Below are 25850 nucleotides of genomic sequence, written 5' to 3'. Positions count from 1 at the left end.
CCGCCGGCCTGTCCGTGCACCCAACCGCCCGGCCGCCCGGCTGCACGGCGCGGCGGGTGGTGCGCGGAAACGGTTCGACAGGCGCGGTGACCGGCTGCCACGATCGGACGGTGATCACCGACGTCGACGCCGCGACCCGCTCGTTGCACGGGACGGCGCTGGGCGACGCGTTCGGCGAGACCTGGTTCTTCCGGCCCGCCGACCAGATGCGATGGCAGATCGAGGAGCGGCTGGTGCCGCAGGGCCCGTGGCCGTGGACCGACGACACCGCGATGGCCGTCTCGCTGTACCAGACGCTGCGCGAGCACGGCCGGGTCGAGCAGGACGACCTGGCCCGCCGGTTCGCCGATGCGTACGCCGCCGACCCGTACCGCAACTACGGCCCGTCCATGCACGGCGTGCTCAAGGCCATCGGGGACGGTGAGGCCTGGCAGACGGTCACGGCCGCCCAGTTCGACGGCCAGGGCTCGTGGGGCAACGGCGCCGCGATGCGCGTCGCCCCGCTGGGCGCCTGGTTCGCCGACGACCTCGACCTGGTCGTGGAGCAGGCGGCCCTGTCCGCGGCGGTCACCCACGCGCACCCCGAGGCGACCGCCGGCGCGATCGCCGTGGCCGTCGCGGCCGCGCTGGCGGCTCGGCGGGTGGCGGCCGGGGAGCTGCTGCCGCGGGTCGCCGACCGCACACCCGACAGCGAGGTCGCCGCGCGGCTCCGCCGGCTCTGCCGGCGACCGTTCGACCGGGAGCCGGAGTGGATCGCCGGCGAGGTCGGCTGCGGCATGCTGATCTCCGCCCCCGACACCGTGCCCTACGCGATCTGGTGCGCGGCCCGGCACCTGGACGACCTCGCCGAGGCGTTGTGGGCGACCGTCAGCGCCGGCGGCGACATGGACACGACCTGCGCCATCGTCGGCGGCATCGTCGCCGCCCGCACCGGCCTCGACGGCGTGCCCGCCGAGTGGGTCGACGCCCGCGAACCGCTCCCACCCATGTAGGGAGTCGACCGTGACCAGCAGGCCCGACCCGCTGTCGGTACAGCTCGCCGTCCTGCACGGCACCGACCCGGGACCGGCGGCCGTGCCGGCCTACGCCTGGCTGCTCGACGCGCTGCGGGCCGTCAGCCCAGCAGGTCGAGGGTCCGCCGGATGAGCAGCGCGGTCGCCTCCGGGTCGTAGGTCGGCAGGGAGCTGTCGGCGAAGTAGTGCTGGTCGCCCGGGTACAGGAACAGCTCGCCGTCCTTCGCCTCGGCGACCAGGTCGCGGGCGGCGTCGATGTCACCCTCGCCGACGAAGATCGGGTCGGCGTCCATCCCGTGCACCTGGACCGGCACGCCGGCGGGCCAGGCGGGGCCGAACTCGGTGACCGGCACGCACGAGTAGCACAGCAGCGCGCCGCGGGCGCCGGGGCGGGTCTGCGCCAGCATCTGCGCGGGCAGCACGCCGAGGGAGAAGCCGGCGTAGACGATCTCGGCCGGCAGGTCCGCGACCGCCCGCGCGCCGCGGTCCAGGATCTCGCCGGGGAAGCCGAGCTCGGTGGCGTATGCCATGCCCGCCTCGATGCTGTCGAAGGTGCGCCCGTCGAACAGGTCGGGGGTGTGCACCGTGTGCCCGGCCCGGCGCAGCTCGTCGGCGAACGCGACGACGCCCGCCGTCAGCCCCTGCGCGTGGTGGAACAGGACAACCTCAGCCATACCCCCACCATATATGCGTTGCCAACCGGCCCCCGAGTGGACGGGCAACGAATGCGTCGACGTCGAATGGTGTACTGGTCGTACCGACATCATGATCGATCGGCGTGAGGTGAGGAGCGGGGCATGCGGTGGTTCCGGCGCAAGGCGGCCGGCAGGGCTGTCCTGGTCGACCCGGCACGGCAGGAGGCGCTGCTGGCCGACGTCCGGCAGCGGTACGGGCCGCACGTGGCCGGCGGGTGGCAGCAGCAGGCGGCCTCGCTGGCGCAGGTGTTCGCCGGCGACGACGGGCTGTCCGCGGCGACCCGGATCGTGCACGACACGGCCGAGCACGCCCACGCCGACGTGCAGGCGCAGGTGCGCGGGCACCGCGTGGACCGGCGCGACTACCGGGCGTTGTACCGGCAGATGGGGCCGCACCTGCGGTACCGCCTGACGGAGCTGCCGACGGGGCTGTTCCCGTACGTGCACCTGGCGGCGGCGCTGACGGCCGTCGAGGCCGACGCCAAGCGGGCCATGGTGCTGACCGACCCCAACCTGCTGCTGGTGCACACGCTGGAGCTGCTCGACCTCACCGTGTCCGGCTGGGAGTACGGCCGGGTCCCGGTCAACGCCGACGCCGCCCGGCTCGTGTCGCTGCTCATCGCCGCCGCGACCCGGATGCGCCTGACCGAGGATGACCCGCCGGCCCTGCCACCGGGCATCCGCGAGGTGATGCGCAGCAACCGGAGCACGGACGTGTACGACCACGCCGGCACGCTGGTCGGCACCATCAACGTGGGCGCGGAGACCCGCCGGTCGTTCCTGATCTGACGGCGGTTCGACCTTGTCCCAGGGGCAGGGCACATCCAACCCAGACGACGCGCCGACCCCGGTCGAGGTCTGCGCGACCGTCGCGTCCGGCGGCGACCGCACGCTCGCCGCGCACCGGGAGGAGTACGCCCGGGTCACCAAGTCCGACCTGACCAGCGGTGCCCTCGGCGGGGTGTGCGACGCCGTCGAGCGGTGGATCGCCGGCGCGCCCCGCGAGACGTACTGGACCGGCTTCCCCTCCGCCGCGCCCGGCGACGAGGTCTTCGACGTCGCGTTCCCGGTGGCCTGATCCCCGTCACGCGTCTGCGGTGCCGCCCGGGCCCGGTGGGCCCGTCGGCCGCGGGTCGTACTCCTCATCGGTGACCTTCTCCAGCCACTCGACGGCCCGGCCGTCCCGGACGCCGGTGAGGGCGAGGTGGGTCATCGGCGACGCCGGGCCGGCACCGTGCCAGTGCCTGACGCCGGGCGGGCACCAGACGACATCGCCGGGGCGCAGCTCCTCGACGGGCCCGCCCTCCTGCTGCGTGCGGCCGGCCCCTTCCGTGACGATCAGCCGCTGGCCGGCCGGGTGGGTGTGCCAGGCCGAGCGGGCACCGGGCTGGAACGTGACGTACGCGCCGCTGTACGGCGCCGTCTCCTCGGGCGCGAACAGCGGCTGGACGCGGACCTCGCCGGTGAAGTTCTCCGCCGGGCCGGGCGTGGACGGCTGCGAGCCGTAGCGGGTGATCATCGGCGGCGGGCCTCCGGCCGCAGGAACGGGCTGACCCAGCCGTTGCCGGCGGGGTCGCCGCATGAGACGCCCGTCCGGCCGAGCGGTCGATGCTGCACGGTGGACTCCTTCCCGCGATGCCGGCAGACCGTTCACCGGCTACCCCGGCGCGTCCGATCCAATCGTGTGCGGTGCGGACGTCCGCGGCTCGGTATCGTGGGCGCCTTGAGCCTTCTCGACGCCATTCCGGACGGACTCGACGCGCCGGCGCGGAGGCGGGCGATCGCCCGGTTCGCGCTCGGGATGAGCCAGCAGGAGTACCAGGAGCTGCACGCGCGCCTCGACGGCGGGGACATCGACGAGCGGCACGACGGGCTGTTCGTCGCGGTCGTGCGGCGGGACGTCGCCGCGGTGGAGCGGGCGCTCGGGGACGGTGAGCTGCGGGGGCGGGCCCTGTCCGCGGCGATCCGCCTGCCGGTGTCCGACGCGGCGCTGCGACGGCTGGCGTTGAACACGCCGTTTGCGACCAGGCGGCAGGTGTACGCGGTGCTGCGCCGCTCGGCACGGCACCGGCTCGCCGGGTCGCTGCTGCCGGAGGTGCCCGAACGCGACCGGCCGCTGCTGCTGGCGGCCTGCGCCGCCGGGGTCGTCGAGCGGTGGCTGCCGGCGCTGCCGGTGACGATCGACGACCTGCGCCGGCTCGCCAGGACGGCGCCGGTCCCGGTCGCGCGGCGGCTCGCCGAGGACGGCGGCACGGACGGCCGGCGGCGCTGGTCGCCGGGGCGCGCCGGCCTCGAGGCAGCGGTGCGGCGGGATCCGGCGGCGGCCGCGATCGTCGCGGAGGGGCAGCGCTGGCAGGATCGCGGCACCCCGGTCGGCTACCGGGCCCGCGCCGCCGCCCGGGCGCTGCGCGCCGCCCTCGACACGGGCACCGAGACGGCCGCCGTGGAGCTGCTCGCCGGCACGCTGCGCAGCGCGAAGGTGGCCTCGGCGAAGGAGTCCGCGCGGGCGCTCGGCGCGCTGCGCACCCCGGCCGCCGCCGGCGCGCTCCTCGACGCCTGGCACCGCCCGGACCTGCACCGCGACGTCCGCGCCACCATCGCCACGGCCCTGGTCACGTCCGCCGCCGATGCGGGGCGCGCGGTCGCGGACGTCCTCACCGCCGCGGTGCGGCCGGGTGCGGAGCCCGACGCCGTCCGTGAGGCGATCCTCGCGACGCCGGTCAAACGGATCCCGGTCGACCGCCGCCCGGCCGTCGCCCGCCTGCTGGCCGCCGCCCTCGACACACCCGACCCGGCGATCCTTGCCGCGTACGGGCGCTGGTCCCGGTACGCGCCCGAAGGCCTCGACGCGGTGGCCCGGCTCGTCGGCGTCGACCAGCCCGACGAGGTGTTCGAGGCCGCCCGCGCGACCCTGGGCGCCGCGCTCGGCACCCCCGCCGGCGACCTCGCCTGGTCCGCGGCCGTGGACCTGCTCGCCGCCCAGGCGGCCCGGGAGCGGCTGCGCGTCATGACCGCCGCCGTCCAGCGCGACGCCTGGTCCGTCCTCCCTGCCGCCTTCCGCGCCGCCGCCCACACCCTCGAACGCGCCCTCGCGCCGCTGGACCTGCCGGGCGTACGAGCGACGCTGCTGGCCCGGCTGGCCTTCGCCGACCTCCTCGACCCGCCCGCCGGCGACCCGGACCTCGCGCTGTGGGACCGCCTGCTGGCCGCCACCGCCGACCGTCCACATCGGATCGACCCCGGCACCTGGCGGGCCCTGCACGACCACGCGGACCCGGCCCGCTTCCCCGCCGTGCTCACCCACCTGGAGCGGCACACCGGCCTCACCGCGACCCTGCTGTGGCTGCGCCTCGCCACCATCCAGGGCACGTGGACCGAGCCCCAGCTGCACCGCCTCGACACGCTGCGCCACCACCCCGACCCCGACATCCGCGAGGCCGCCCACGACGTCCGCCCGGCGCGCAGTGACTGACCACCCAGGCGCGGGGCCGTTCTCGCTGGCCGTGCCGCCGCTGTTCGCCGCGCTCGCGCCGGCGCGCAGCGTGCTCATCGCCGGGGCGGGTGGTGGGTTCGACGTGTACGCCGGGCTGCCGCTCGCCCTCGCGCTCTGGAAGGGTGGGACGCGGGTGCACCTGGCCAGCCTGTCGTTCTCGCAGCTGGAGCTCGTCGACCGGGCCGCGTGGGTGACGGAGCACGTCGTGGCGGTGCGGCCGGACACGGAGAGCCCCGACTGGTACTTCCCCGAACGCGCCCTCGCCCGCTGGCTGGCGGCGCACGACCTGCCGCCGACCGTGTACGCGTTCCCGCCGCTCGGCGTGCAGACCCTGCGGGACGGCTACCGGCACCTCGTCGAGCACCTCGACATCGACGCGGTGGTGCTGGTGGACGGCGGCACCGACATCCTGCTGCGCGGCGACGAGAGCGACCTCGGCACCCCGGTCGAGGACATCACCAGCGTCGCGGCGGTCGCCGGCCTCGACGTGCCGGTCAAGCTGGTGACCAGCCTCGGCTTCGGCATCGACGCGCACGACGGCGTCAACCACGTGCAGGTGCTGGAGAACCTCGCCGCGCTCGACCGCGACGGCGGCTACCTCGGCGCGCTGTCCATCCCGGGCGCCGGCCGGGAGGCGGTCCTGTACCGCGACGCCGTCGCCGCCGCCCAGGCCGCCACACCCGACCGGCCCAGCATCGTGCAGGGCCAGATCGCCGCCGCCACCGCCGGCGAGTTCGGCGACGTCCGCTTCACCCACCGCACCTCCGGCGGCGCCCTGTTCGTCAACCCGCTGATGGCCGTCTACTTCACCGTCGACCTCGACAAGCTCGCCGCGCGCTGCCTGTACCTCGACCGAATCGAGCACACGATCGGCCGCCGCCAGGTGATCACCCGCATCCAGGCCTTCCGCGACGAGCTCGCCACCGCCCGCGTCCCCCGCGCCTTCCCCCACTGACCTGCAGGGTTGAGCGGGGAACGCGCATGGGGAAGCATGTGCGGATGCATGCAGTTCGGCGGTGGCGGTCGTCGCCCGCGTACCTGCTCGTCGCGATCGCCGTGCTGGCGACGGGATTCGTCGTGTACGCACACTGGAATCCGCGCAACTACCTCTCGCTGCGGCCGGTCGCGGAGGCTGGGCCCACGACCACGGTGGCGCTCGCCGTGCCGGTGATGCTGGCCCTCGCCGCCCTGATGGCGATGGCCCCGGCGCGGCCCAGGACGGTGACGGCGGCAGCCCTGCTCGCGCTGCTCGTGCCGATCGCGTGCGCCGGGTTCGCCGAGGCCAAGGTGCTCGTCGACGATTGCGTGCCGGAGCCGGCCGTCGGGGTTGCCCGCTCGCCCGACGGCCGCTGGGACGTCGTCCGGGTCCGGTACCACTGCTCGAGCGACTCCGACGGCTACCTCGACAAGTTTCTGCTCCGGTCCCGCGCCGGATGGCTCAGCCGCGAGTCCGCGCTCCCCGTCGCGGTCGTCCAGCACAGCTTCGTCAACAGCATGCTGGCCGAGGTCGTGCGGGTCGAGTTCGCCGCCGGCAACGCCGTCGTCCTGCACACCTGGGACGGCGCCGTCCAGTCCACGACGTTCGACCCGGGCAGCCTCGCGTTCCGCGACCGGTTCGGGCACTGCGAGCACGACCCCGCGCTGCTCTGCCCGGAGTAGAAGGCCCGGCCCGCACGGGGCATCGCGGTGGGGCGGTTTGTGCGAGACTGGCGCGGCTTTCGAGGATCTCGCTCGCACGGAGACATGATGACGCTGCAATACCGCCGCCCCAAGTTCTGGCTGCTCGCGATCTACTTCCTCGCCGGGTGCGCGGTCATCTGGCTGTCGCAGACCGGCGTCGAGCTGACCGTGCTCGTGTTCGTCAACCTCGGCTCGACCGCGCTGCTCATCGTGGGTGGGATCGTGATCCTGTTCACGCTGTGGCAGCTGCGGGAGGCGTTCCGGCCGGACCCGGTGGTCATCGGCGAGGCGGGGCTGCAGCTGAAGGTGGCCGGCATCAACCGGCTCGTGCCGTGGGGTGCGATCGACGCCGTGTTCCTCGAGCCGTACGTCAACCCCGGCAGCGACACGCGCACGCACCGCCTCGTGCTGACCCCGGCGCCCGGCGTCGACCTGGGCGCGAAGACGGACTACGGCAACCAGGCCGACGGTCGCCCGTCGATCGTCCTGCTGGCGGTCGACGAGACCCTGCAACACCGCCGCCGAGGTGGCCCAGGCGCTCACGGCGTACGCGGGCCCGCGGTTCCTGCCGTCGCCGCTCAGCATGGAGAAGTGACGCCGGACCGCTGCTGTTCAAGGCCAAGGAGCCGCGCCCGAAGGACCAAGCCGACTTCGACGCGGTGCTGCCCCTGCTGAGCGCGGCGCGGCGGCGAAGACTGGCCGGCCTGCTCGCGGCGCACCCGTGGCGTGCGGCGTTACCGTAGCCGGCAGTACTCGACGTGCAGCTCCGCGGGCGGGTTCCGGCGGTCGTGGTAACGTCCGATCCGGCCCAGGTTGATCTCGGCGCAGCAGTGCGTGCCCGGAGCCACCGCGAGGTGCGCCGGGCAGTCCTCGGCGAGCTGCCGCAGCTGCTCGGTCTGCAGGTCGAACGCCTCCCGGCTGCCGGTGAGCACGAGGGTGTCGGCGGCGATCTGCCAGCGGAGGTGGTCGCGGTAGCCGTCGTTCCACACCCGGAGGTGGTCGGCGACCGGCCGGTCCGGCCACGCCCCCGCCGGCAGCGTGACGGTGTGCGGCGCGCCGGCGCCCAACCGGCCGCGGATCTGCTTCCACCGTGACGCCGGCACGGCCAGCCGGTGGTGCAGCAGCACCAGGTCGAGCGGGCGGCCCCACCAGGAGCAACGGTCCGGCCTGCGGGCCGCGCGGACCGGCAGGAACACGATGCTGTGCGGGGACCGGGCCGCCAGCCCCCACGCCGTCGCGAGCGTGGCGGCGGTGTGCTTGTCCAGGCAGAACTGCGCGCCGAGACGGCCTTCGTAGAGCCCGCCGAAGCCGACCGCCCGGGCCGGACGGATCACCCGGTACTGGCGGTCGCCGAGCCGGACGGTGCTGATGCGCACCGCCCACGAGCGCTCCGCCAACGGGACGACCATCGCACGAGCATCGCCGCACGGCCCGGCCCGCGGCAACCGACTTCCGCGGCTACGGGTCGAGGGCCGGCGTGTTCGCCTTGTCGAACACCACGGACCACGGGCCGGGCGAGCCGAGGATGCGGCCGGGGCCGTCGGCGCGGGGCCGCAGCACGGCGCCGGCCAGCTCGCCGAACCGGGCGGCGGCCGGGTGCGGGGCGCGGCGCGGCCACACCGCCGACGTCTCCTGCCACAGCGGGTCACCGGCGAGCGGGCGCCACGCGACGCGGGGTTCGCGCACGGCGTCCTCGCGCTCCAGGCCCACCCCGAGGCCGGCGAGGACGAGCCCGCACAGGAACTCGGGGTTGCGGGCGTGCCGCACCCGCGCCGGCACGAAGCCGAGGTCACGGCATTGGCCGAGGAGGGTGTCGTACCAGGTGGGCGCCGTCACCCGGGGAAACACGACGAGACCCTGCCCGGCGAGCTGCCCGGCGGTGACCTCGGTGAGCCGGGCCAGCGGCGAGACCCGCGGCAGCACCACGCCGAGACGGACCCGGGTGACCGGGCCGCGGCGCAGGTCGGCGGCGTCGACCGGATGGTGGACGAGGCCGACGTCGAGCCGGGCGGCGGCGAGCAGGTCGAGCTGCTCGGCGGTGGTGAGCTCCTGCAGGTCGACGTCGACGCCGGGCGCCTGCTCGCCGAGGCGGCGCAGCAGCTCGCCGAGCGCTGCGGCCGGCGTCTCCGGGGGCACGCCGGCGCGCAGCGTGCCGAGGTCACCGTCGCGGATGCTGTGCATGAGCGCCCGCAGCCGCCGTTCGGCCGCCAGGAACTGGACCGCCTCGTCGCGCAGGGCGCGGCCGGCGTCGGTGAGCTCGGTGCCGCGCGGCAGCCGGTCGAAGAGCGTGACGCCCAGCTCGCGCTCCAGCCGGCGCATCGCCTGGCTGAGCGGCGGCTGGGCGATGCCGAGCACCTCGGCGGCCCGGCTGAAGTGCAGCTCCTCGGCGACGACGAGGAAGTACCGCAGATGCCTGGACAGGTCGGCCATAGGCTGACCCTATGTTGATCGAGGAGACCTTCGCCGCCGCCGGGGTGCGGGGCCGGCTGCACGCGCGGGACATCGACTCGGGCCGCACGGTCGGGGTCGGCGCCGGCGAGCAGGTCGTGCTGTCGTCGATCGTCAAGGTGCTGCTGGTCCTCGAGTTCGCCCGGCAGGTCGCGTCGGGCGCGCTCGACCCGGCCGAGCGCGTCGTCGTCGGTGCCGGCGACCGCTTCGGCGGCTGGGGTACCGCCGGGTGCGCCGACGACGTCGAGCTGTCGCTGCGGGACCTCGCGTACTTCGCCATCTCCATCAGCGACAACGCCGCCGCCGACGTGCTGCTGCACCGGCTCGGCGGCCCGGACCTGCTGGCGCTGCTCGCCGCGGAGCTGGGCCTGGACCGCACGCGGGTCGTCGGCGGCCCGCGGCAGATGCTGGAGTCGATGTTCGCCGACATCGGGGCCCGCGACGACGCGGAGTTCGCGCGGCTGTTCCCGACGCTGCCGCCGGAGCGGGTGGCGGCGCTGCGCGTGTTCGACCCGCGGCGCACGACGTCGAGCACGCCGGAGGAGTTGACCCGGCTGCTCGGCATGCTCTGGCGGGACGAGGCGGGACCGCCGGCGGCGTGTGCCGCGGTCCGGGAGCTGATGGGCCGTCAGATGTCGTGGACGAGGCTCCGGTCGGGGTTTCCGGCGCCGGTACGGGTGGCCGGCAAGACCGGCACGCTGCCGGGGCTCGCGATGGAGATCGGTGTCGTGGAGTACCCGGACGGCGGGCGTTACGCGGTGGCCGTGTTCGTCGACGGGGGCGGCCGCACGCCCCGCATCGACGTGGACACCGCACTCGGCCGCGCCGCGGCCGTAGCCGTCGGCATGCTGCGTGACCAGCGCTGATATCCAGTCACGTATGGGCGGTGCGGTGGGCTGGTCTTGGACAGCCCGGCCGCGCCGGTGCTTGGGTGGGCGTCATGTCCGAAACACGTGATCTGAACCGCCGCGCCCTCATCCGTACCGCCGTCGCCACCGGGGTCGCCGCCACCGGGGTCGCCGCGGCGGGGCCCGCGGTCGCCGCCCCCGCGGGCCGGACCGGCACCGCGACGCTGCGGTGGTTCGGCACCTCCGGCTGGCGCATCGACGTCAACGGGCGCACGGTGCTTGTCGACCCGTACCTCACCCGCTTCCCGACCGGCCTGTTCACCGGCGCGTTCGACCCGGCGACGCCGCTGCGGGTCGACGCCGACGCGATCGGCTCGCGGGTCGGCGCGGCGGAGACGGTGCTCGTCACGCACACCCACTGGGACCACTTCAACGACGTGCCGCACATCGCGAAGACCGTCCCGGGGGCGCGGATCCTCGGCACCCTCACCGCCTACCACCTCGCGCTCGCCTCGGGTGTGCCGGGCGGCCAGGCCGTCCCGGTCAAGGGCGGCGAGCACCTCGACTTCGGCGACTACACCGTCGAGGTGGTCGCGTCGCTGCACAGCCGCAACGCCGCCTACTCCCTCGCGTTCCCAGGCGTGCGGCTCACCCCTCCCGCGGCGCCGCGGACGATCGGCGACCTGCCCGAGGGCGACACCCTCGCGTACCAGGTGACGATCGCCGGCGGCCCGAAGCTGTTCTTCATGGGCGGCAGCGACTTCGTCGAACGCAACCTGACCGGCCTCGCTCCTGACGTGGCGATGGTCGCGCTGCCGTCGGCCGGCGTCGTGTACGACTACACCCGCCGGCTGCTGGCGGCGCTGGACCACCCACGGGTCGTCGTGCCCGTGCACTGGGACAACTTCGAGACCCCGCTGCGCAACCCACCGGCGGTCGCCGCCGGCGACGCGGCCAAGCTCGACGCGTTCGTCGCCGCGATCCGCGAGGCCTCACCGCGCACCCGGGTCCTCCTGCCGTCGTACGACACCCCGTACACCTTCTGACGTTCACGGGGGAACGCGCGGACCGGCGGGCCCGGGCGGTCCATGGGCTGGGCGGGCCTCAGCACTCGAACGCCGACCAGCAGATGTCGTTGCGCAGTCGCTGGTCGTCGAGGACGAGCTCGCGGATGGCGTCCGGCAGCTGGTCCCGCTGCCACTGGCACTCCTGCCGCGCCGCCGCGTCGCCGGTGCCGTCGGGTGCGGCCGCCCGCGCGGCCTTGATGGCGTAGGCGGCCGCGCCCAGCTCGTGCGCGGCGACGTGGGCGACGACCGCGGCCTGCCCGGCGGCGTACGCGGCGTGCCGCGCGGCACCGCGCAGGTCCCGGGCCGCCCCCATCGCGTGCCCGCCCGCCGCCCGGGCCTCCATCATCTTCACCTCGCCCCGCACCCACGCCCGGGCGGCCTCGATCGCCCGGCGTGGCCGGAGGTCCCCCGGCCGGGCCGCCTCGAAGTGGCCGAGCACGTGCTCCGCGCACACGGCGGCCCACAGCGCGAGCAGGTGGTGGTCGTCGTCGGTGAGCGTCCCGCCGCGCCGGATCGTGATGAAGCGGGGATCCCGGATCTTCGGCAGGATCATGCTGCGTTCCCACGGTTCATGCCTGTCAACCGTACCGTTGAACCGCCGGTTGAGACTTCAGCTCACCCGCGCCGCGGCACGTCGGGTCGCGGCGGCGTGGAGTACCTGATCAGGGCGTCGATGCCCCAGCCGCCCAGGAACGACAGCCAGGCGAGGGGCACGCCGAGGAGGCCGTCGTACCAGAACAGCCAGCCGCCCGCGCCCGCCCCGGTCACGAACGCCTCGCGGTAGCCGGGGATCGGCAGCAGCACGTCGATCAGCACGTACGCGACGCCGACCAGGATCGACATGACGGGTGTACGCACCAGCCACGCGTACAGCCAGGCCGGCCCGGCGGACGCAGCGACCATCCCCACGAAGAACCAGGGCGCGTCGCCGCGCAGGATCGTCATCCCGGCGGTCGGCAGCGCGATCCCGATGGTGGCGGCGAGCGCGACCCCACACCTCACCCACGCCCACCGGCTCATCGCAGCACGATAACCGTATCGTGCTGCGGATGCGCCCCAGACTGATCGCCGAGTCCTGCGTCGGGGCGACATCCGGCCAGGTCAGGCCCGTGGCCGGCGGCGGCTGGCTGGTCACCGACCCGGACGACGACGCCACGCGCCTCCTCTGCCGGCGGCTGCACGCCAGGGCGACCGTCGACGGCGGCTGCGGCGTGGTGTCCAGCGACGGCACCCACCTCGGCACCGTCACCGATGGCGTCGTCACGGTTGAGGACCTGCACGGCCGGCAGGTGTGGCGGAAGGCCCTCGAGGGCGTCACCGAGTGTCACCTGGACGGGCGCGGCGTCCTGTGGACCCTGGCCGGCGATCGGCTCGGCGCGCGGGAGACCGCCACCGGCCGCCTGATCGGCGAGGCCCTCCTCGGTGTCCACCCCGGCTGGTCCACCTGGATCGACGACCCACGCGGCGACTGGACCGGTCTCGCCGGCGACCGCAGCTGGCTGGCCCGCCCCACGACCGCCGGCATCGCGGTCCGGCCGGTGCCCGACGTGACGCTCACCGACCTGCACCGCACGGAACCCCGGTATCTGGCCAGCCCCCGCGACGGGACCCGCCTCACGGTCCGGGACGTCGCCACGAACGCCGTCGCGGCCGACAAGCCCACGGACCCGGGCGCGTGCCTGCTCGCGTCCACCGCGGTCAGCGAGTCGCTGGTGCTGGCCGCGTACAACCTGGACGACCACGAGACGGAACTGGAGCAGCACCTGCTGCTGTCGACGGCCACGCTGCGCGTGCGCTCCGTCATCGAGTATCCGGCACCGCAGCGCGACGTCCGCCGGTCAGCGGAGCACGGCACGTGGCTGACAAGGGACGCCGAAGGGCTCCGCCTGTGGCGGCTCGACGGTCTGCTCGACGACGACCCGCTCCCGGGGCAGCAGGCGCTGTTCTGAAGCAAGGCGGACACCGCTGCGAGGCTTTGTCCACTACTGTTGTCGATGCGCGGCATTCGACAAGCGGGGGGGCATGGACGAGCGGAGCGACGAGACCGGGTTCGGCGAGGCGGGGACCGACGAGGAGCTGCCGGCGGCGCCGGGGCGGTCGCGGTGGATCTGGCTGGTCACGGCGGTCGTGGCGGCGCTCGTCGTGGTCGGGGCCGTCGTGTACGTGCGGCTCGGCGGCACCACGCACTCGCTGCCGGAGGCCGTCGCGCCGAAGACGTCCGCGACGCCGTCCGCGCTGGTACTGGAGCCGAGGCCGACCGGTGCGGCGTGTCGCGACGCCCGGCCCGGCCAGTGCGGCGACGACGAGCAGGGGCTCGCGGCCTTCCCCTTGACGGTGCAGGACTGGGACTTCCGGATCGAGCACCGGTTCCGCCCCGCCTACGGACCGCAGGTCCGCGAAGGGCTGCTCGAGGGCACGACCTCGACCGAGATCGAGTTGCCTGGCGACGTGTTCGGCGCCGACGGGCAACCGCTGCCCAGCGCCGAGCCGAAGACGACGAGCGCCGACGGGCGGGTCACCATCGTCTACGACAAGGACCGGCACCTGCGGACCATCGAGTGCCGGGTCGACATCATGGCCTCGACCCGGCAGGCGCCCGACGGGCTCCAGCTGCTGCAGGCGTGTGTTCGGGCGATCGTCACCGACGACATCGCCGCCGAGACCAACACCTGGATGGCGCAGCACATCCGGCCGACGGACAGCCCGACGGCCGTGGTGAGCCGCTGGGCGTGCGGCTGGCTGGCGCTGGAGCTGACCGTCGGTTTCCGGGACAGCGTGGTCACGATGTCGGCACCGGCCGGCCAGCACGCGACGCCCTGCGCTCAGGTCGACCGGAAGTAGCCGGCGCCGCGCGGTACCGTCGCGGGATGATGGATGAGATCCGCCGCCTCGCCGCCGAAGTCGACACCACGGCGCTGTGCGACGTCGGCGACGACGTGCGGGGTCATGTCGCCCGCGCTGCGCTGCCGGTCGGCGAATCCCGTCCTGTGCGGCCCGGCGGTCACGGTCCGGTGCCGGGACGACTTCTTCGGCGTGATCCAGGCGATCGAGCTCGCGTCCGCGGGTGATGTACTGGTGGTCGACGGCGGCGGACGCGAGACCGCCCTCGCCGGTGAGCTGTTCGCACGGGTCGCGCTGGGCAAGGGCCTGGCCGGGATCGTCGTCGACGGCGGCTACCGTGACCTGCGGTTCGTGTCCGGGTGCCGACTGCCCGTCTACAGCCGGCACGTCACCCCGAAGGCGGGCACCACGACGAAGCCCGGCATCCTGGGCGCCACGGTCAGCTGCGGCGGCGTGCCCGTCCACCCCGGCGACATCGTCATCGCCGACCACGACGGCATCGTGGTGCTCGACCCGGCCGTCGCCGTCGCCCGCCTCACCGCCGCCGCGCAGGTGATGGCGACCGAGGCGGAGGTCGCGGAGCGCCTCGCCGCCGGCGCCACCCTCGCCGACGTGCTCAACACCGCGGAGCACGCGGACCGCCTGACCCGCGGCGAGCCGTCACGGCTGCGGTTCACCCTCTGACGGCAGGCGCGGCGGGCCGGGACGCGCCGGCGGCGAGCGCCGCCGGCGTCAGGCGGACGGCACGAACCGTAGGGCCGCGGTCGCGCCCGACGGGTCGAGGACGAGGCCGGTGGTGTCGGTGAACTCCGCGAGCCGGGCGAGCGCGTCGTCCGGCGCCGTGATGCCCGGCAGCGCCACGAGCAGGCCGGCGAAGGTGAGCGTGGCGTCGGCGTGGACGGGGTCGGCGCCCAGGCGGTCGACGTCGCCGGACAGGGACACCGCCGCTCGCAGCGACGGCCCGTCCTGCTCGCCCAGCCGGAGGTCGACGGCCTCGAACCGGTGGTGGATGTAGTGGTGGACGGTCGCCTCGGCGGGGTCCGTGAACGCGGCGCTCGTCAGGTGCAGCCCGCCCATCCGGCGCCAGCTGTCCGTCGGCGCCGGCATCCACTCGACGGCCAGGCTGAGCGGGCTGAAGTCGTCATCGTCGGGCACGTCCTCGAACCGGAAGTCGAAGCACCAGGTCAGGCGCGGCGGTAGGGCCTGGTTCGCGAACAGCAGACCGTGCCACCGGCTGCCTTCCGCGGAGACGAAGTCGAGCACGGCACCGAGTCTGGCACACCGCACCGGCTCGCCGGGGCGGTGTCGTGCGGCGGCGCCTACACTCCGGGCGTGGCTGCGGGCGGGGTGGTGGATGTCAGGGCCAGGCTCCGCGAGGCGTTCGTGTGGCGGGGGGACCGGACCGACAAGAGCCGGTACGCCGACATCACCGGCTGGTGGCGGGACGCGGAGCTGCTCGGTCTGCTCGGTCCGGCGCTGGCGGGGTTGTTCGCCGGGGCGGAGCCGACCGTGGTGCTCGGGCCGGACTCGCGGGGGTCGCTGGTCGGGCCGCTCGTCGCGCTGCACCTGGGGGTCGGGTTCGTCGAGGTGCGCAAGGACCGGGCGCCGGCCGGTGACAGCGACCAGTGGATCCGTCGCACGACGCCGCCGGACTACCGGAACCGGCACCTGGAGCTCGGCTTCCGGCGCAACCTGGTGCGGCCGGCGGACCGGGTGCTCGCCGTCGACGACTGGGTGGACACCGGCAGCCAGGCGCGGACGGTCCGCGCGATGGTCGACGGCGCGGGCGCCGGCTGGGTCGGCTTCGCCAGTCTCGTCGACGCGCTCGACGACGCCCGGCTGCGCCGCGACCTGGGGCTCAGGTCGCTGCTGCACCTGCGGGACCTGTGAGGGGACCTACCGCCAGCTGGCGCGGTCGCGGGCGCCGCGAATGCGGTCGATGCGGGCCTCGACCGTGGACGGCGCGTCGATGCCGAGCCGGGCGCGGCGGCGCAGCTGGCACGTGAGCATGTCGGCGAGCGGCGCGTCGCGGTCCTTGCGCCACCGTTTCGTGAGCCACATCGACTTCTTGGCGAGCAGCTTCGTCTCGGCGGCCTCCGATGCCGTCGCCGAGGCGGGGCCGGTCGCGGCGGCGAGGACCTGGTGCGAGCGGTGCCGGTCGGCGCGGTTCGGGTGGCGCTTGTTGCGGCGGATGTTCTTGCGGGAGCTCTTGTCGTTCTCGCCGTAGTCGTTGCGCCGGTCCTTGGCGTAGCTCAGCGCCTTCTTCTCCTGCGGGCTCCTGCGCGCCACCGCCGTCACCTCCCGTCTCGGCTGCCGCCGGCCAGGGTATGCGCCGGGCGGCCCGGCCGGCACCCGGATTCCGGCGTGGGAGACGCCATGAGGTCAGGTGTTGCGCAGGATGCGGTGGCCGAGGGCGGGTGACAGGCGCATGATCGGCGGCAGGAGCCTGGACCTGCCGACGAGGATCTCGTCGGTGCCGCGGGCGAGACCGTCCAATATGGACGCGGCGGCCGCCGCGGGGGTGATCTTGTTGGCGCCGCGGCCGCTGGTCATGTCCGTGTCGACGAGGGTCATGACGGCGTCGACGACGCGGACGTGCGGGGCGGCGTCCTGGCACTGGTAGCGCAGGGCGCGGGTGAAGGAGCGGACGGCGGCCTTCGTCGCGCAGTACACCGGGGCGGAGCGCTTCGGGGCGAGGGCCAGGCCGGTGGTGACGTTGACGATCGCGGCGGACGGCTGTCGGCGCAGGTGGGGCAGCAGGCCGGTGGACAGGGCGACGACCGCGTCGAGGTTGACGGCGATCTCGCGGCGCAGCACCGGGCGCAGGTCGCGCGGGTCCTCGGTGAGGAAGTCGGTCAGGGTCTGCACGCCGGCGTTGTTGAAGACCACGGACAGGTCGGGGTGCCGCTGCGTGACGCGGTCGGCGAGGTCGGCGACGGCGGCTGGGTCGGCGAGGTCGAGCGGCCAGTGGGTGACGCGGTCGCCGGCGGGGCCGTCGAAGCCGCGGGCGACGGCGACCACGTGGGCGCCGCGGGCGACCGCCTGCCGGGTCAGCTCCCGGCCGATGCCGCGGCTGGCGCCCGTGATCAGGACGGTCCGGTCGTTCAGGTGCATTGCGGTGTCTCCTGTACTGGGCGGGCGAACGCGACTGGAAGGGCGGAAGCCGCTGGGCGGGCGGATGCCACCGGACGGGCGGATGCCGATGGAAGGGCGGATGCCAGTGGACGGGCGAACGCCGACCGGAAGGCGGCGGGGGTCATCGCGGTCCGGCGGCGGAACTCGCGGGTGAAGTGGGGCTGGTCGGTGTAGCCGCTGGCGAAGCCGACGACGCCGAGCGCGTGCCGGGTGTCGATGAGCAGGCCCGCGGCGGCGTCGGCGCGGGCGGCGGCGAGCAGCCCGCTGAACCCGCCCTCGGCGCGCAGGTGGCGCTGCGCGGTGCGCGGTGACATGCCGAGCTCGGCGGCCAGGTCACGCAGCGTCCAGCGGCGGACGAGGTCGCCGGCGAGCAGCGCCCGCGCCGGGTCGGTCCCGGCCCGCGACGGCGCCGGGGGCACGACGACCGAGGTCCAGGTGAAGTGCCACGGCCCGCCCCGGTGGTCGGGTGGCGGCGCGGTGAACGTCCCGTCGGCGTAGACCGGCCACGGGCCGAGCGTCAGGGAGAGGCCGTGGACGCCGGTGGCCGTCAGCAGCGCCGCCAGTACACCGGCGACCAACGCGTCCTCGGCGGGCGTGGGCGGCTCGTCGGCGGGGCCGGTGTGGGACGCGGTGAGGGTGCGCTCCCCCGACGCGTGCACCACGACGCGGTGGCGGGAGTGCACGAACCGTTCGAGCCTGGCCCAGCGGGCGAACAGGTCCTGCGGGCCGGTGGCGGCGGCGAGCGCCGACATCGCCGGGTCGGGCGGCAGGCGGGGCAGGATCAGCCCGACGCGCAGCAGCGGCAGGAGCCCGTGCGTGGCGGCCACGTCGGCGAGCAGGCGGCGCTTCACCGCCAGCGGGACCAGCGCACCGCCCGGCGCGGGTGCGGAGACCGCGATGCCGTCGTCCGCGAGGGACCGCAGCACCGCGGCGACCAGCGCCCCGCTTGCGAAGTCGTCCATGACCGGCAACGGTAGGCGCTGCCGGTCCGCGTGTATTGAACGATCACGCCGCGATCGGGTACCGGCGGAGCTGGATCCGGGTGTGGTCCAACGTGCCGGGCAGCGGCGGGCCCAGCGGCTGGACGGCCGTGTACCGGTGGGTGCGCAGCAGCTCGGCGAGCAGGGTGGTGGTGACGAGCAGGACGAGGTTGCGGCCGGCGCACCCGGCGGGGCCGGCGCTGAACGGGAAGATCTGCGGGCTGCGGCGGGCCGCGCCGCTGAGCCAGACCTCGGGCGCGAACCTGTCGGCGTAGTGCATGCCCTCGTCGCGGTGGAAGAACGAACTCATGACGATCAGCGACGTGTGCGCCGGGAGGGTGGCGCCGTCCCAGTCGGTCTCGCGGGTGCTCTCCCGCAGGATGGCGAGCGTCGTCGGCCACAGGCGCAGCGTGTCCTGCACGCACGCGCCCAGGAAGCGCAGGTCGGTGGCGGCGGTCTCGGCGCGGGACGGGTCGGAGCCGAGCAGGGCGAGGGTGCGGAAGGCGGTGGCGGCGGCCGCGTCGAACGCGAACAGCCAGTGCGGCACCTGGCCTGCCGGGTCGACGTCGGTGGTCGACGGGGTGCCGGCCATCATGCCGGCCAGGCTGCCGGGCTCGGCGCGGGCGACGTACGCGTCGACGCGGCGCTGGAACCGCTGCCGCAGGCCTTCCTGGCGGGGCCGCAGGTAGGCCCAGTTGGCGGCGTCGCGCAGCCGGTCGAGCTCGCGGGTCAGCCGCTCGTCGTCGCGGGCGGCCTCGCCCAGCGTGACGCGGCGGGCGATCCGGGCGAACATGGTGGAGAACCGGCGCCAGTCCAGGGCGTCGCCGGCCGGGTCGCCGCGGCGGACCTCGTCGCGGATCGCGGCGACGATCGCGTCGGCCTGGCGGTGCTCGGTCTCCTGGGTGTCGAGGACGCGTTCGTTGTACATGCGGCGGTGGGTGCGTTCCTCGCCGGTGCTGATGAGCACGCCGTGCGGCTGGAAGTGGCGCAGCGCCGCGCGCTTCTCGGTGGTGGCGGGCGTGAACGGGTCGGGGGTCTCCCGCAGGATCCGCTCGACGTCGGTGGCCGACAGCACCACCGCGAACGACCGGCCCGGCACCTTCAGCATCAGGGGGCTGCCACCGTACTGGCGCCGCAGCCGCTGCAGGAGCCGCCCGGCTCGCTTGTCGGCGTCGAGCCGCCGCGCGAAGCGCACCATCCGCGGTCGCCGGCGGATGACGCCCTGGAGGAGCGTCGGGGCGACGACCGCGAGGGCGACCTTCGCCGTGTCGAGGGCCGACGCCGTCGCGGGCGGCGCGGACGGGGCGGTCCGGGCGGGCGTGGCCGTCGATGCTGTCATGTCGTCCCGGCTACCCGGCCCCCGGTCGGGGAAACGCCGCGGCGGCCGGGCGCTGGGGAGCAAGCCGTCTCGTCCGTCACGATCGCTGGGCGCTGACGAACGCGTTCGTTACGATCGTGTTCGTGAGTCCGAGACAAGGTCCCGTCAGCCGCCGCAGCCGGCCCGCCAAGGCGCCGCTGAGCCGCGAGAGCGTCGTGGCCACCGCCCTGCGGCTCATGAAGGACGAGGGCCTGGAGCGGGTCACGATGCGGCGGCTCGGCGCCGAGCTGGAGACCGGGCCGGCGTCGCTCTACGTGTACGTCCGCAACACCGCGGAGCTGCACGGGGCGCTGCTGGACGAGCTGCTCGCCGAGCTGCTCGCCGGCGTGGACCGGCCGGCGCCCGGCCAGCCCTGGCGGGAGCGGCTCATCGCGCTGCTGTCCGCCTACACGGAGCTGCTGTTCGCCTACCCGAGCCTCGCCCGGTCGGTGCTCACGCTGCGCCCGTCGGGGCCCAACTACCTGCGGCTGATCGACACCGTCCTCGGGCTGCTGCACGCTGGCGGCGTGCCGTCCGGGCAGGCGGCGTGGGGGGCCGACCTGCTGCTGCAGCACGCGACCGCCACCGCCGCGGAGCACGGCAGCCGGGCCGAGGCGGCCGAGGCCGAGCGGGAGGCGGAGGACCTCGCCATGGCGGTCGCCGACGCGCCGGCGGACGTCTACCCGCACATCGCGATGGCGCGGCAGGAGCTGTTCGCCGGCACCGGCGGGCAGCGGCAGCGCTGGGCCCTGTCCGCGATCATCGAAGGTTTGCGCGTGCCGATCCCGTAGTCCGTTTTCGTAGCCATCACGAACATGTTCGTCACGAACGCGTTCGTCAACCCGTCAGGAGTAGCCATGACCACCATCAGCATCGTCGGGGCCGGACTCGGCGGCCTGACCCTCGCCCGGGTCCTGCACGTCCACGGCATCCCCGCCACCGTCTACGAGCTGGACGAGTCGCCGTCCGCCCGCACCCAGGGCGGCATGCTCGACATCCACGACTACAACGGCCAGGTCGCGCTTCGCGAGGCCCACCTGTTCGAGCGGTTCCAGGCGATCATCCACGCCGGCGGCGAGGCGACCCGCATCCCGAGCTGCGGGCCCTGATCACCGCGGCCGACGGCCCGCTGGTCCCCCGCCCCATCACCGCGCTGCCGATCCGGCACCGCTGGGACCGCGTGCCCGGCGTGACGCTCGTCGGCGACGCAGCGCACCTCATGTCGCCGTTCGCCGGCGAGGGCGCCAACCTGGCGATGCTCGACGGCGCCGAGCTCGGCAAGGCGATCGCCGCGCACCCCGGCGACGTCGAGGCCGCCCTCGCCGCGTACGAGCGGGACCTGTTCCCGCGCAGCGCCGACGCCGCGCGGGAGGCCGCCGACAACCTGGCGCTGTGCTTCGAGGACAACGCCCCGCAGGGCCTGCTGGACCGGTTCGCCGCGCTCAGCGCGCACTGACTCCGCCGCGGGCGTCGGTGTCCCGTCCCGCGGCCGGGTCGCTCTACGCTGTGATCCATGCGGGACCCCGAGACCGACGCCCTGGCCCTGCTGCACGACCTCGTCCGCATCGACAGCGTCAACCCGGGCCTGGTCCCGTCCGGCGCGGGCGAGGCGGCGATCGTCGAGCACCTCCGCGCACGGCTGCGTGGCGCGGGCTTCGACACCACGGTGGTGCCGGCCGCCGGCCGCACCGACCGCCCCAGCCTGGTGGCGGTGCCGCCGGGCCCGGCCGCGGGGCCGACGGTCGTGTTGAACGGGCACCTCGACACCGTGGGTGTGGACGGGATGCCGGCGCCGTTCACGCCCCGGCTCGACGGCGACCGGCTCTTCGGCCGCGGCGCCGCCGACATGAAGGGTGGCGTGGCGGCGATCGTCGCCGCCGCGGAGCACCTGGTCGCGGTGGGGGCGCCGGTCCGGCCGGTGCTCGCGCTGGTCGCCGACGAGGAGGACGCGAGCCTGGGCAGCGAGGCCGTGATCGACGCGCTCCCCCGGCTCGGGATCCGGCCGGACGCCTGCCTGATCGCGGAGCCGACCGACCTCGCCCTGACCAGGTCGCTGCGCGGGTTCGCCGTCGTGCGGGTGCGCTTCGCCGGCCGCGCCGCGCACAGCTCGCAGGCGGACCTCGGCGTCAACGCCGTCACCCACCTGGGCCGGTTGCTGCACGCGGTCGACCAGCGGGGCGCGGCCGTGCGGGCCGGCGGCGGCGACCTGATGGTGACGGTCGCGCGCGGCGGGTCGTCGCCGTTCGTGGTGCCCGACCACGCCGAATGCCTGGTCGAGCTGCGCACGACGGCTGGCCGGTCCAGCGCGGCGGCGCTCGACGAGGTGCGGTCCCTGCTGGACCCCGGGTGGCACGCCACCGCCGAACTGCTCGCCCACCGCGACGGCTGGCGGCTCGACGACACCGGGCCGGCCGCCGGGCTGTCCCGCCGGCTCGGGGCCGAGCTGGGCACCGGAGCGACGTTCGACGCGCCGTACTGGATGGAGGCCCCGCTGTGGCAGCGGCTCTGCCCCACCCTGGTGTGCGGCCCGTCCGGCGGCGGGTTGCACGCGGTCGACGAGTGGGTCGACGTGCGCCAGGTCCGCGCGCTCACGTCCGCCCTGATCGCGGTCCTGTCCGACTGGACCCCCGACGACGGCCGGACGCCCGGCGCAGGTCAGAACTCCGATGCCGACTGGAGGTCCGATGCCGACTGACCCGCGCGGGTTGCGTGGCGACGCGCCGCTGCTGGATGCCTGGCTGCGCTTCGGCGAGCGTCCGCCGTCGCCGTTCACCATCCCGGGCCACAAGCAGCGCCACGACCTCGTCGGTGATGTCGTCGCCGGCGACGTCCCGCTGTACGCCGGCCTCGACACCATGAAGCTCAGCAGCGGCGTCCTCGCCGACGCCGAGGCCCGCGCCGCGCGGCTGTGGGGCGCCGACTTCTGCCGCTTCTCCACCGGCGGCGCGACGCACGCCAACCAGGCCGTCGCCCTGGCGGTCGCGGGCGACGGCGACCGGGTCGTCGTGAGCCGCACCCTGCACCGTTCGCTCCTGCTGGGGCTGGTGCTCGCCGGCCTGACGCCCGTCTGGGTGCGCCCCGAGGTCGACCCCGCCACCGGCCTGCCGCTGGGCGTCGCGCCCGCCACCCTGCGCCGCGCCCTGACCGCGAACCCGGACGTGCGGGCGGTGTTCGTCGGCGACCCGTCCTACGTCGGCACCGTCGGCGACATCGCCGGCCTCGCCGACGCGGCGCACGAGGCGGGCGTGCCGCTGGTCGTCGACGCGGCGTGGGCCGCCCACTTCGGCTTCCACCCCGACCTGCCACGGCACCCGCTGCAGCTCGGCGCCGACGTCATGGTGACCAGCGCCCACAAGACGCTCCCCGCCTGGAGCCAGGCGGCGCTCGTGCTGGCCCGCACCGGCCACGTCGACGCGGCGCGCCTGGACGCCGGCGTCGAGGCGACCGCGACCACCAGCCCGGCCGGCGCCGTCCTCGCCAGCACCGACGCCGCCCGCGCGCTGCTCCGGCGCGACGGCCACGCGCTGCTCGGCGACGCCATCGCCGCCACCCGCGAGGCCCGTGACCGGCTCCGCGGCGTCGACGGCCTCACCGTCCTCGACGGTCCCGGCGTCGACCCGTTGAAGCTGACGCTGCTGCTGTTCGGCACCGGCGCCGACGGCAACCTCGTCGAGCGGGACCTCCTGGCCGCCGGGCTGCCGGTCGAGTCCGCCGACCGCGACGTCCTCGTCGCCGTCGTCTCCCTCGCCGACACCCCCGCCTCCCTCACCCGCCTGACCACGGTCCTCGCCGACTCGGTGCGGCGGCGCCGGGGCACACCGCGACCGGTCGTCGGGCCGGCGGTCTACGGGGTCGACCCGGTCACGTCGATGCCACCGCGGCAGGCGTTCTTCGCCGCCACCGAGACCGTGCCGGCCGAGCGGGCCGTCGGCCGGGTCTGCGCCGAGCTCGTCGCCCCGTACCCGCCCGGCATCCCCGTGCTCGCGCCCGGCGAGCAGGTCACCGCCGCCGCCCTCGCGGCCCTCGACCAGGCCCGGCGCGCCGGCGTCAGGATCGCCTACGCGGCCGACCCGTCCCTACGCACGCTGCGGGTGGTCACGGAACGGGCGGGTCGGGCTGATGCTGCGCGGTGAGGGCACCGCCGGCAACCAGGTCCTCGACAGCGACTTCTTCGGCAACCACGCGGGGACCGGCGCCGGGGCCGGGCTCGCGGTCAAGTTCGGCGGCGGCGGCAACGTCGTGCGGGGCGTCCGCGCGTACGGCAACGGCGAGAGCGGCATCGACGTCGGCGAGTTCACGGGCGCGGTCAACGTGGAGCGCACGTGGGCGTGGGGCAACACCGGCAACGGGTTCACGCTCGGCGGCGGCGACCCGGTGCCGGCCGCGGCGCACGTGCTGCGCGACAACGCGGCCTGGGACAACGCCGGTGACGGGTTCTCCGACGCGCGAGTTCCGCGGCGCGATCCGGCTCACCGCCAACACGGCGTGGCGCAACGGCGACGCCGGCTTCACCTGTACCGACGCCGCCGCCGCATCGCAGGGCAACCTCGCCGTCGCGAACCGCCGGGCGCAGGCGGTGCCCCGCGCCGACGGCAGGCCGTGGCCGGCGGGCGCGGTGGCGACCAGGGCCGACTTCCGGTCCACCGACCCCACCGTCGCGGAAGGCGCCCGCCAGGCCGACGGGCGCCTTCCGCTCACGGACTTCCTGCAGACCTCATGACGGTCACATGGCGATGTTCGCCTGCGGGCCGCCGTAGGTCCTGACCAGGTTCGGCACGTCGGCGGCCGGGTCGAGGGTGTAGGAGTAGAAGCTGCCCGGGTTGAACGCCGAGCCCCTCGTCTCCTGCCGGCCGCTGCTGTTGACCACGATGCTGCCCGACTGCTTCAGCTGCGCGTTCGCGTCCGGGTAGTACGGGTTGTTGACGTGGTCGAAGTAGCTGTTCTCCAGGACCATCTTCGTCGCGCCGCGGGCGTAGTTGCCGTAGCTCGTGACGTTCTGCAGATAGTTGTTGTACAGGTGTGCGTAGGCGAGATTGTCCGCGCTGGGATTGCGTTGCGTGGTGTCGTGCAGCCAGTTGTGGTGGATCGTCATCCGGGCCACGACGTTCTCGGTCCAGCCGATGCCGAAGGTCTTGTTGTGGTTGCCGAGGATGTTCCACGACACGGTGACGTTGGTGGTGTCCTTGCGGGAGTCGATGTAGCCGTCGTTGATGTTCGTGAACGTGTTGTGGTCGATCCACACGTGGTCGGCCGTGTCCATCTGGATGCCGTCGTAGTCGAAGTCCTTGTCGTCGGGGTCGTCGGAGGCGACGGCGGTGTCCCCGATCGTCAGGTTCCGGATGATGACGTTGCGGACGCCCGCGCCGAGGAAGAACCCGCCGTTCTTGATCCGCCCGGTCTTCCCGACGCCGACGAGGGTCTTGTTCGACGCGACCGGGATCTCGTACCCGTAGTTGGGGACGGTGATCGTGCCGCTGATCCGGATGATGTACGCGGGGGCGGCGGTCGCGTACTTGAGCAGGTCCGCGTACGTGGTCACGGTGACGGCCGTGCCGCCGGCGCCGCCGGTCGTGCCCTGCGCGAAGCCGTCGGCGGTGTTGGACCAGGTGCGGCCGCCCTGCGTCGGCGTCGGGGTGGTGCCGGTCGTGGCGTTGAACGACCACTGCATCCGGGCGACGTCCGAGCACGGCTCCTGCACGATCGGGTTGTTCCCCGCCGTGGACCCGTCCTTGTTGCTGACGCACAACCCGTTCGCCGCGCTCTTCACCAGGTACTTGCCCGACGCCGCGCCGCTGGCGGTCAGCTGCCACGTCTGGTTCGCCGACGCCCCGCACGTCCACTGCCACAGCTGCGTGCCGGCCGTGGTCGTGTTGTTGGGCACGTCGACGCACTTGCCGCTGCCGGCGTTGACGAGGCCGTACGCCCCGTTCTGCGCGACGACGGTGAACCGCTGGGCGGCGGTCGTTGCGGCGCAGGCGACCTGGGTGAGCAGGCCGCCGTTGCCGGTGCCGGCGGCGACGACGCACTTGCCGCTGGACGCGGACGCGAGCGTGTAGACGCCGCCGTTGACGGGGGTGACGGCCGCCTCCGACGGCCACACGGTCACGGCGACGACGCCGGCGGACGCGGCCAGGACCGACGCGAGGAGGACGACTGTTCTTCGGTGCTGCACTTCCGTTGCTCCTTCCCTGCAACTGTTTGTCGCTGAGAGAGATGCATCGGACCACCCACCGATAACGGCTTTTCCGCCCGGCGTCCCGTTCCCTTCGACCGGCGGTGAAACTTCCACCCTC

Annotated in this window: 33 protein-coding genes; 20 read left to right on the top strand and 13 right to left on the bottom strand. The window is 74.7% G+C overall.

Going from position 1 to position 25850, the window contains the following annotated elements; all coding sequences use genetic code 11:
* Positions 1-110 precede the first annotated feature (110 nt).
* Both ACQEVZ_RS41130 and ACQEVZ_RS41125 read left to right on the top strand, forming a co-directional pair.
* Positions 111-992: an ADP-ribosylglycohydrolase family protein gene (locus ACQEVZ_RS41130; RefSeq protein WP_433377747.1), complete on the top strand. Its 882-nt coding sequence runs from the start codon at positions 111-113 to the stop codon at positions 990-992.
* A gap of 10 nt (positions 993-1002) precedes the next feature.
* On the top strand, positions 1003-1146 hold the full coding sequence (locus ACQEVZ_RS41125) for a hypothetical protein (protein WP_433377744.1): 144 nt from the start codon (positions 1003-1005) through the stop codon (positions 1144-1146).
* Here ACQEVZ_RS41125 and ACQEVZ_RS41120 read toward each other — a convergent pair.
* The gene (locus ACQEVZ_RS41120) at positions 1115-1687 is read right to left on the bottom strand and encodes a dienelactone hydrolase family protein (protein WP_433377741.1); all 573 of its coding nucleotides are present in this window, start codon (positions 1685-1687) and stop codon (positions 1115-1117) included. The two genes, ACQEVZ_RS41125 and ACQEVZ_RS41120, sit on opposite strands and share 32 nt — an antisense overlap.
* 123 nt (positions 1688-1810) lie before the next feature.
* Here ACQEVZ_RS41120 and ACQEVZ_RS41115 point away from each other — a divergent pair, with 123 nt between their 5' ends.
* Both ACQEVZ_RS41115 and ACQEVZ_RS41110 read left to right on the top strand, forming a co-directional pair.
* Positions 1811-2497 carry a hypothetical protein gene (locus tag ACQEVZ_RS41115; protein WP_354890313.1) on the top strand — a complete coding sequence of 229 codons (687 nt, stop codon included), beginning with the start codon at positions 1811-1813 and terminating at the stop codon, positions 2495-2497.
* 13 nt (positions 2498-2510) lie between these two features.
* Positions 2511-2786 carry a hypothetical protein gene (locus ACQEVZ_RS41110; protein ID WP_433377738.1) on the top strand — a complete coding sequence of 92 codons (276 nt, stop codon included), beginning with the start codon at positions 2511-2513 and terminating at the stop codon, positions 2784-2786.
* A 6-nt stretch (positions 2787-2792) separates the two neighbouring features.
* Here ACQEVZ_RS41110 and ACQEVZ_RS41105 read toward each other — a convergent pair whose 3' ends face one another.
* The gene (locus ACQEVZ_RS41105; protein WP_433377735.1) at positions 2793-3227 is read right to left on the bottom strand and encodes a (R)-mandelonitrile lyase; all 435 of its coding nucleotides are present in this window, start codon (positions 3225-3227) and stop codon (positions 2793-2795) included.
* Between the two features lie 204 nt (positions 3228-3431).
* Between ACQEVZ_RS41105 and ACQEVZ_RS41100 the strand changes: the two genes are divergently transcribed.
* The 4 genes from ACQEVZ_RS41100 (at position 3432) to ACQEVZ_RS41085 (ending at position 7556) form a co-directional block, all read left to right on the top strand.
* A complete protein-coding gene (locus ACQEVZ_RS41100; RefSeq protein WP_433377732.1) occupies positions 3432-5180 on the top strand; it encodes a hypothetical protein in 1749 nt (582 codons plus the stop codon).
* Positions 5173-6156, top strand: a complete 984-nt coding sequence (locus ACQEVZ_RS41095; RefSeq protein ID WP_433377729.1) for a DUF1152 domain-containing protein — start codon at positions 5173-5175, stop codon at positions 6154-6156. Before ACQEVZ_RS41100 ends, ACQEVZ_RS41095 begins: the two co-directional genes overlap by 8 nt.
* A 44-nt stretch (positions 6157-6200) precedes the next feature.
* Positions 6201-6860, top strand: a complete 660-nt coding sequence (locus ACQEVZ_RS41090) for a hypothetical protein (protein WP_433377726.1) — start codon at positions 6201-6203, stop codon at positions 6858-6860.
* Between the two features lie 87 nt (positions 6861-6947).
* A complete protein-coding gene (locus tag ACQEVZ_RS41085; RefSeq protein WP_433377723.1) occupies positions 6948-7556 on the top strand; it encodes a hypothetical protein in 609 nt (202 codons plus the stop codon).
* Positions 7557-7615: 59 nt separating this feature from the next.
* On the opposite strand, the gene ACQEVZ_RS41080 is transcribed toward ACQEVZ_RS41085, so the two are convergent.
* Both ACQEVZ_RS41080 and ACQEVZ_RS41075 read right to left on the bottom strand, forming a co-directional pair.
* Entirely contained in the window at positions 7616-8290 is a 675-nt protein-coding gene (locus ACQEVZ_RS41080; protein ID WP_433377720.1) for a hypothetical protein, read from the bottom strand.
* A gap of 49 nt (positions 8291-8339) precedes the next feature.
* On the bottom strand, positions 8340-9311 hold the full coding sequence (locus ACQEVZ_RS41075) for a LysR family transcriptional regulator (RefSeq protein ID WP_433377717.1): 972 nt from the start codon (positions 9309-9311) through the stop codon (positions 8340-8342).
* A gap of 11 nt (positions 9312-9322) precedes the next feature.
* On the opposite strand from ACQEVZ_RS41075, the gene ACQEVZ_RS41070 reads away from it, so the two are divergent.
* Both ACQEVZ_RS41070 and ACQEVZ_RS41065 read left to right on the top strand, forming a co-directional pair.
* A complete protein-coding gene (locus ACQEVZ_RS41070; RefSeq protein WP_433377714.1) occupies positions 9323-10195 on the top strand; it encodes a serine hydrolase in 873 nt (290 codons plus the stop codon).
* Between the two features lie 74 nt (positions 10196-10269).
* Complete coding sequence (locus ACQEVZ_RS41065) at positions 10270-11223, top strand: MBL fold metallo-hydrolase (protein ID WP_433377711.1); 954 nt, start codon at positions 10270-10272, stop codon at positions 11221-11223.
* Positions 11224-11281: 58 nt separating this feature from the next.
* Here ACQEVZ_RS41065 and ACQEVZ_RS41060 read toward each other — a convergent pair whose 3' ends face one another.
* Positions 11282-11797: a putative immunity protein gene (locus tag ACQEVZ_RS41060; RefSeq protein WP_433377708.1), complete on the bottom strand. Its 516-nt coding sequence runs from the start codon at positions 11795-11797 to the stop codon at positions 11282-11284.
* A gap of 62 nt (positions 11798-11859) precedes the next feature.
* Positions 11860-12264 carry a hypothetical protein gene (locus ACQEVZ_RS41055; protein WP_433377705.1) on the bottom strand — a complete coding sequence of 135 codons (405 nt, stop codon included), beginning with the start codon at positions 12262-12264 and terminating at the stop codon, positions 11860-11862.
* Between the two features lie 29 nt (positions 12265-12293).
* Between ACQEVZ_RS41055 and ACQEVZ_RS41050 the strand changes: the two genes are divergently transcribed.
* Positions 12294-13193 carry a hypothetical protein gene (locus tag ACQEVZ_RS41050; protein ID WP_433377702.1) on the top strand — a complete coding sequence of 300 codons (900 nt, stop codon included), beginning with the start codon at positions 12294-12296 and terminating at the stop codon, positions 13191-13193.
* Positions 13194-13266: 73 nt separating this feature from the next.
* The gene (locus tag ACQEVZ_RS41045) at positions 13267-14085 is read left to right on the top strand and encodes a hypothetical protein (RefSeq protein ID WP_433377699.1); all 819 of its coding nucleotides are present in this window, start codon (positions 13267-13269) and stop codon (positions 14083-14085) included.
* Here ACQEVZ_RS41045 and ACQEVZ_RS41040 read toward each other — a convergent pair.
* A complete protein-coding gene (locus tag ACQEVZ_RS41040) occupies positions 14067-14192 on the bottom strand; it encodes a hypothetical protein (RefSeq protein WP_433377697.1) in 126 nt (41 codons plus the stop codon). The two genes, ACQEVZ_RS41045 and ACQEVZ_RS41040, sit on opposite strands and share 19 nt — an antisense overlap.
* Between ACQEVZ_RS41040 and ACQEVZ_RS41035 the strand changes: the two genes are divergently transcribed.
* Positions 14191-14769, top strand: coding sequence for an RraA family protein (locus tag ACQEVZ_RS41035; protein WP_433377694.1), 579 nt, complete (start codon positions 14191-14193; stop codon positions 14767-14769). The genes ACQEVZ_RS41040 and ACQEVZ_RS41035 overlap by 2 nt on opposite strands.
* A gap of 48 nt (positions 14770-14817) precedes the next feature.
* Here ACQEVZ_RS41035 and ACQEVZ_RS41030 read toward each other — a convergent pair whose 3' ends face one another.
* A complete protein-coding gene (locus ACQEVZ_RS41030; protein WP_433377691.1) occupies positions 14818-15348 on the bottom strand; it encodes a hypothetical protein in 531 nt (176 codons plus the stop codon).
* Between the two features lie 69 nt (positions 15349-15417).
* On the opposite strand from ACQEVZ_RS41030, the gene ACQEVZ_RS41025 reads away from it, so the two are divergent.
* Positions 15418-15975, top strand: a complete 558-nt coding sequence (locus ACQEVZ_RS41025) for a phosphoribosyltransferase family protein (RefSeq protein WP_433377688.1) — start codon at positions 15418-15420, stop codon at positions 15973-15975.
* A 6-nt stretch (positions 15976-15981) separates the two neighbouring features.
* Here the strand turns inward: ACQEVZ_RS41025 and ACQEVZ_RS41020 are convergent, their stop codons facing one another.
* The 4 genes from ACQEVZ_RS41020 to ACQEVZ_RS41005 form a co-directional block, all read right to left on the bottom strand.
* The gene (locus tag ACQEVZ_RS41020; protein ID WP_433377685.1) at positions 15982-16374 is read right to left on the bottom strand and encodes a hypothetical protein; all 393 of its coding nucleotides are present in this window, start codon (positions 16372-16374) and stop codon (positions 15982-15984) included.
* 93 nt (positions 16375-16467) lie between these two features.
* Positions 16468-17199 (bottom strand): SDR family oxidoreductase, encoded by a 732-nt coding sequence (locus tag ACQEVZ_RS41015; RefSeq protein ID WP_433377682.1) that lies wholly within the window; start codon positions 17197-17199, stop codon positions 16468-16470.
* Complete coding sequence (locus ACQEVZ_RS41010; RefSeq protein ID WP_433377679.1) at positions 17190-18182, bottom strand: helix-turn-helix transcriptional regulator; 993 nt, start codon at positions 18180-18182, stop codon at positions 17190-17192. Before ACQEVZ_RS41010 ends, ACQEVZ_RS41015 begins: the two co-directional genes overlap by 10 nt.
* A 43-nt stretch (positions 18183-18225) precedes the next feature.
* Positions 18226-19539 carry a cytochrome P450 gene (locus ACQEVZ_RS41005; RefSeq protein WP_354890282.1) on the bottom strand — a complete coding sequence of 438 codons (1314 nt, stop codon included), beginning with the start codon at positions 19537-19539 and terminating at the stop codon, positions 18226-18228.
* A 122-nt stretch (positions 19540-19661) separates the two neighbouring features.
* On the opposite strand from ACQEVZ_RS41005, the gene ACQEVZ_RS41000 reads away from it, so the two are divergent.
* The 6 genes from ACQEVZ_RS41000 (at position 19662) to ACQEVZ_RS40975 (ending at position 24277) form a co-directional block, all read left to right on the top strand.
* Positions 19662-20348, top strand: a complete 687-nt coding sequence (locus ACQEVZ_RS41000) for a TetR/AcrR family transcriptional regulator (protein WP_433377675.1) — start codon at positions 19662-19664, stop codon at positions 20346-20348.
* 66 nt (positions 20349-20414) lie between these two features.
* Entirely contained in the window at positions 20415-20666 is a 252-nt protein-coding gene (locus ACQEVZ_RS40995) for an FAD-dependent oxidoreductase (RefSeq protein WP_433377672.1), read from the top strand.
* Positions 20667-20746: 80 nt separating this feature from the next.
* Positions 20747-21013, top strand: coding sequence for an FAD-dependent oxidoreductase (locus ACQEVZ_RS40990; protein ID WP_433377669.1), 267 nt, complete (start codon positions 20747-20749; stop codon positions 21011-21013).
* A gap of 57 nt (positions 21014-21070) precedes the next feature.
* Positions 21071-22252 carry a M20 family metallopeptidase gene (locus tag ACQEVZ_RS40985; RefSeq protein WP_433377666.1) on the top strand — a complete coding sequence of 394 codons (1182 nt, stop codon included), beginning with the start codon at positions 21071-21073 and terminating at the stop codon, positions 22250-22252.
* Positions 22242-23690 (top strand): aminotransferase class I/II-fold pyridoxal phosphate-dependent enzyme, encoded by a 1449-nt coding sequence (locus tag ACQEVZ_RS40980; RefSeq protein WP_433377663.1) that lies wholly within the window; start codon positions 22242-22244, stop codon positions 23688-23690. Before ACQEVZ_RS40985 ends, ACQEVZ_RS40980 begins: the two co-directional genes overlap by 11 nt.
* A gap of 293 nt (positions 23691-23983) precedes the next feature.
* Complete coding sequence (locus tag ACQEVZ_RS40975; protein WP_433377660.1) at positions 23984-24277, top strand: hypothetical protein; 294 nt, start codon at positions 23984-23986, stop codon at positions 24275-24277.
* A 3-nt stretch (positions 24278-24280) separates the two neighbouring features.
* On the opposite strand, the gene ACQEVZ_RS40970 is transcribed toward ACQEVZ_RS40975, so the two are convergent.
* Positions 24281-25729, bottom strand: a complete 1449-nt coding sequence (locus ACQEVZ_RS40970) for an RICIN domain-containing protein (protein ID WP_433377657.1) — start codon at positions 25727-25729, stop codon at positions 24281-24283.
* Positions 25730-25850 lie beyond the last annotated feature (121 nt).

Origin of the sequence: Dactylosporangium sp. CA-152071 (assembly GCF_050936335.1) — a bacterium.
GTDB classification, from domain to species: Bacteria; Actinomycetota; Actinomycetes; order Mycobacteriales; family Micromonosporaceae; genus Dactylosporangium; species Dactylosporangium maewongense.
Note: the sequence above shows the minus strand (reverse complement) of the source record. Positions and strands in the feature narration are given on the sequence as shown.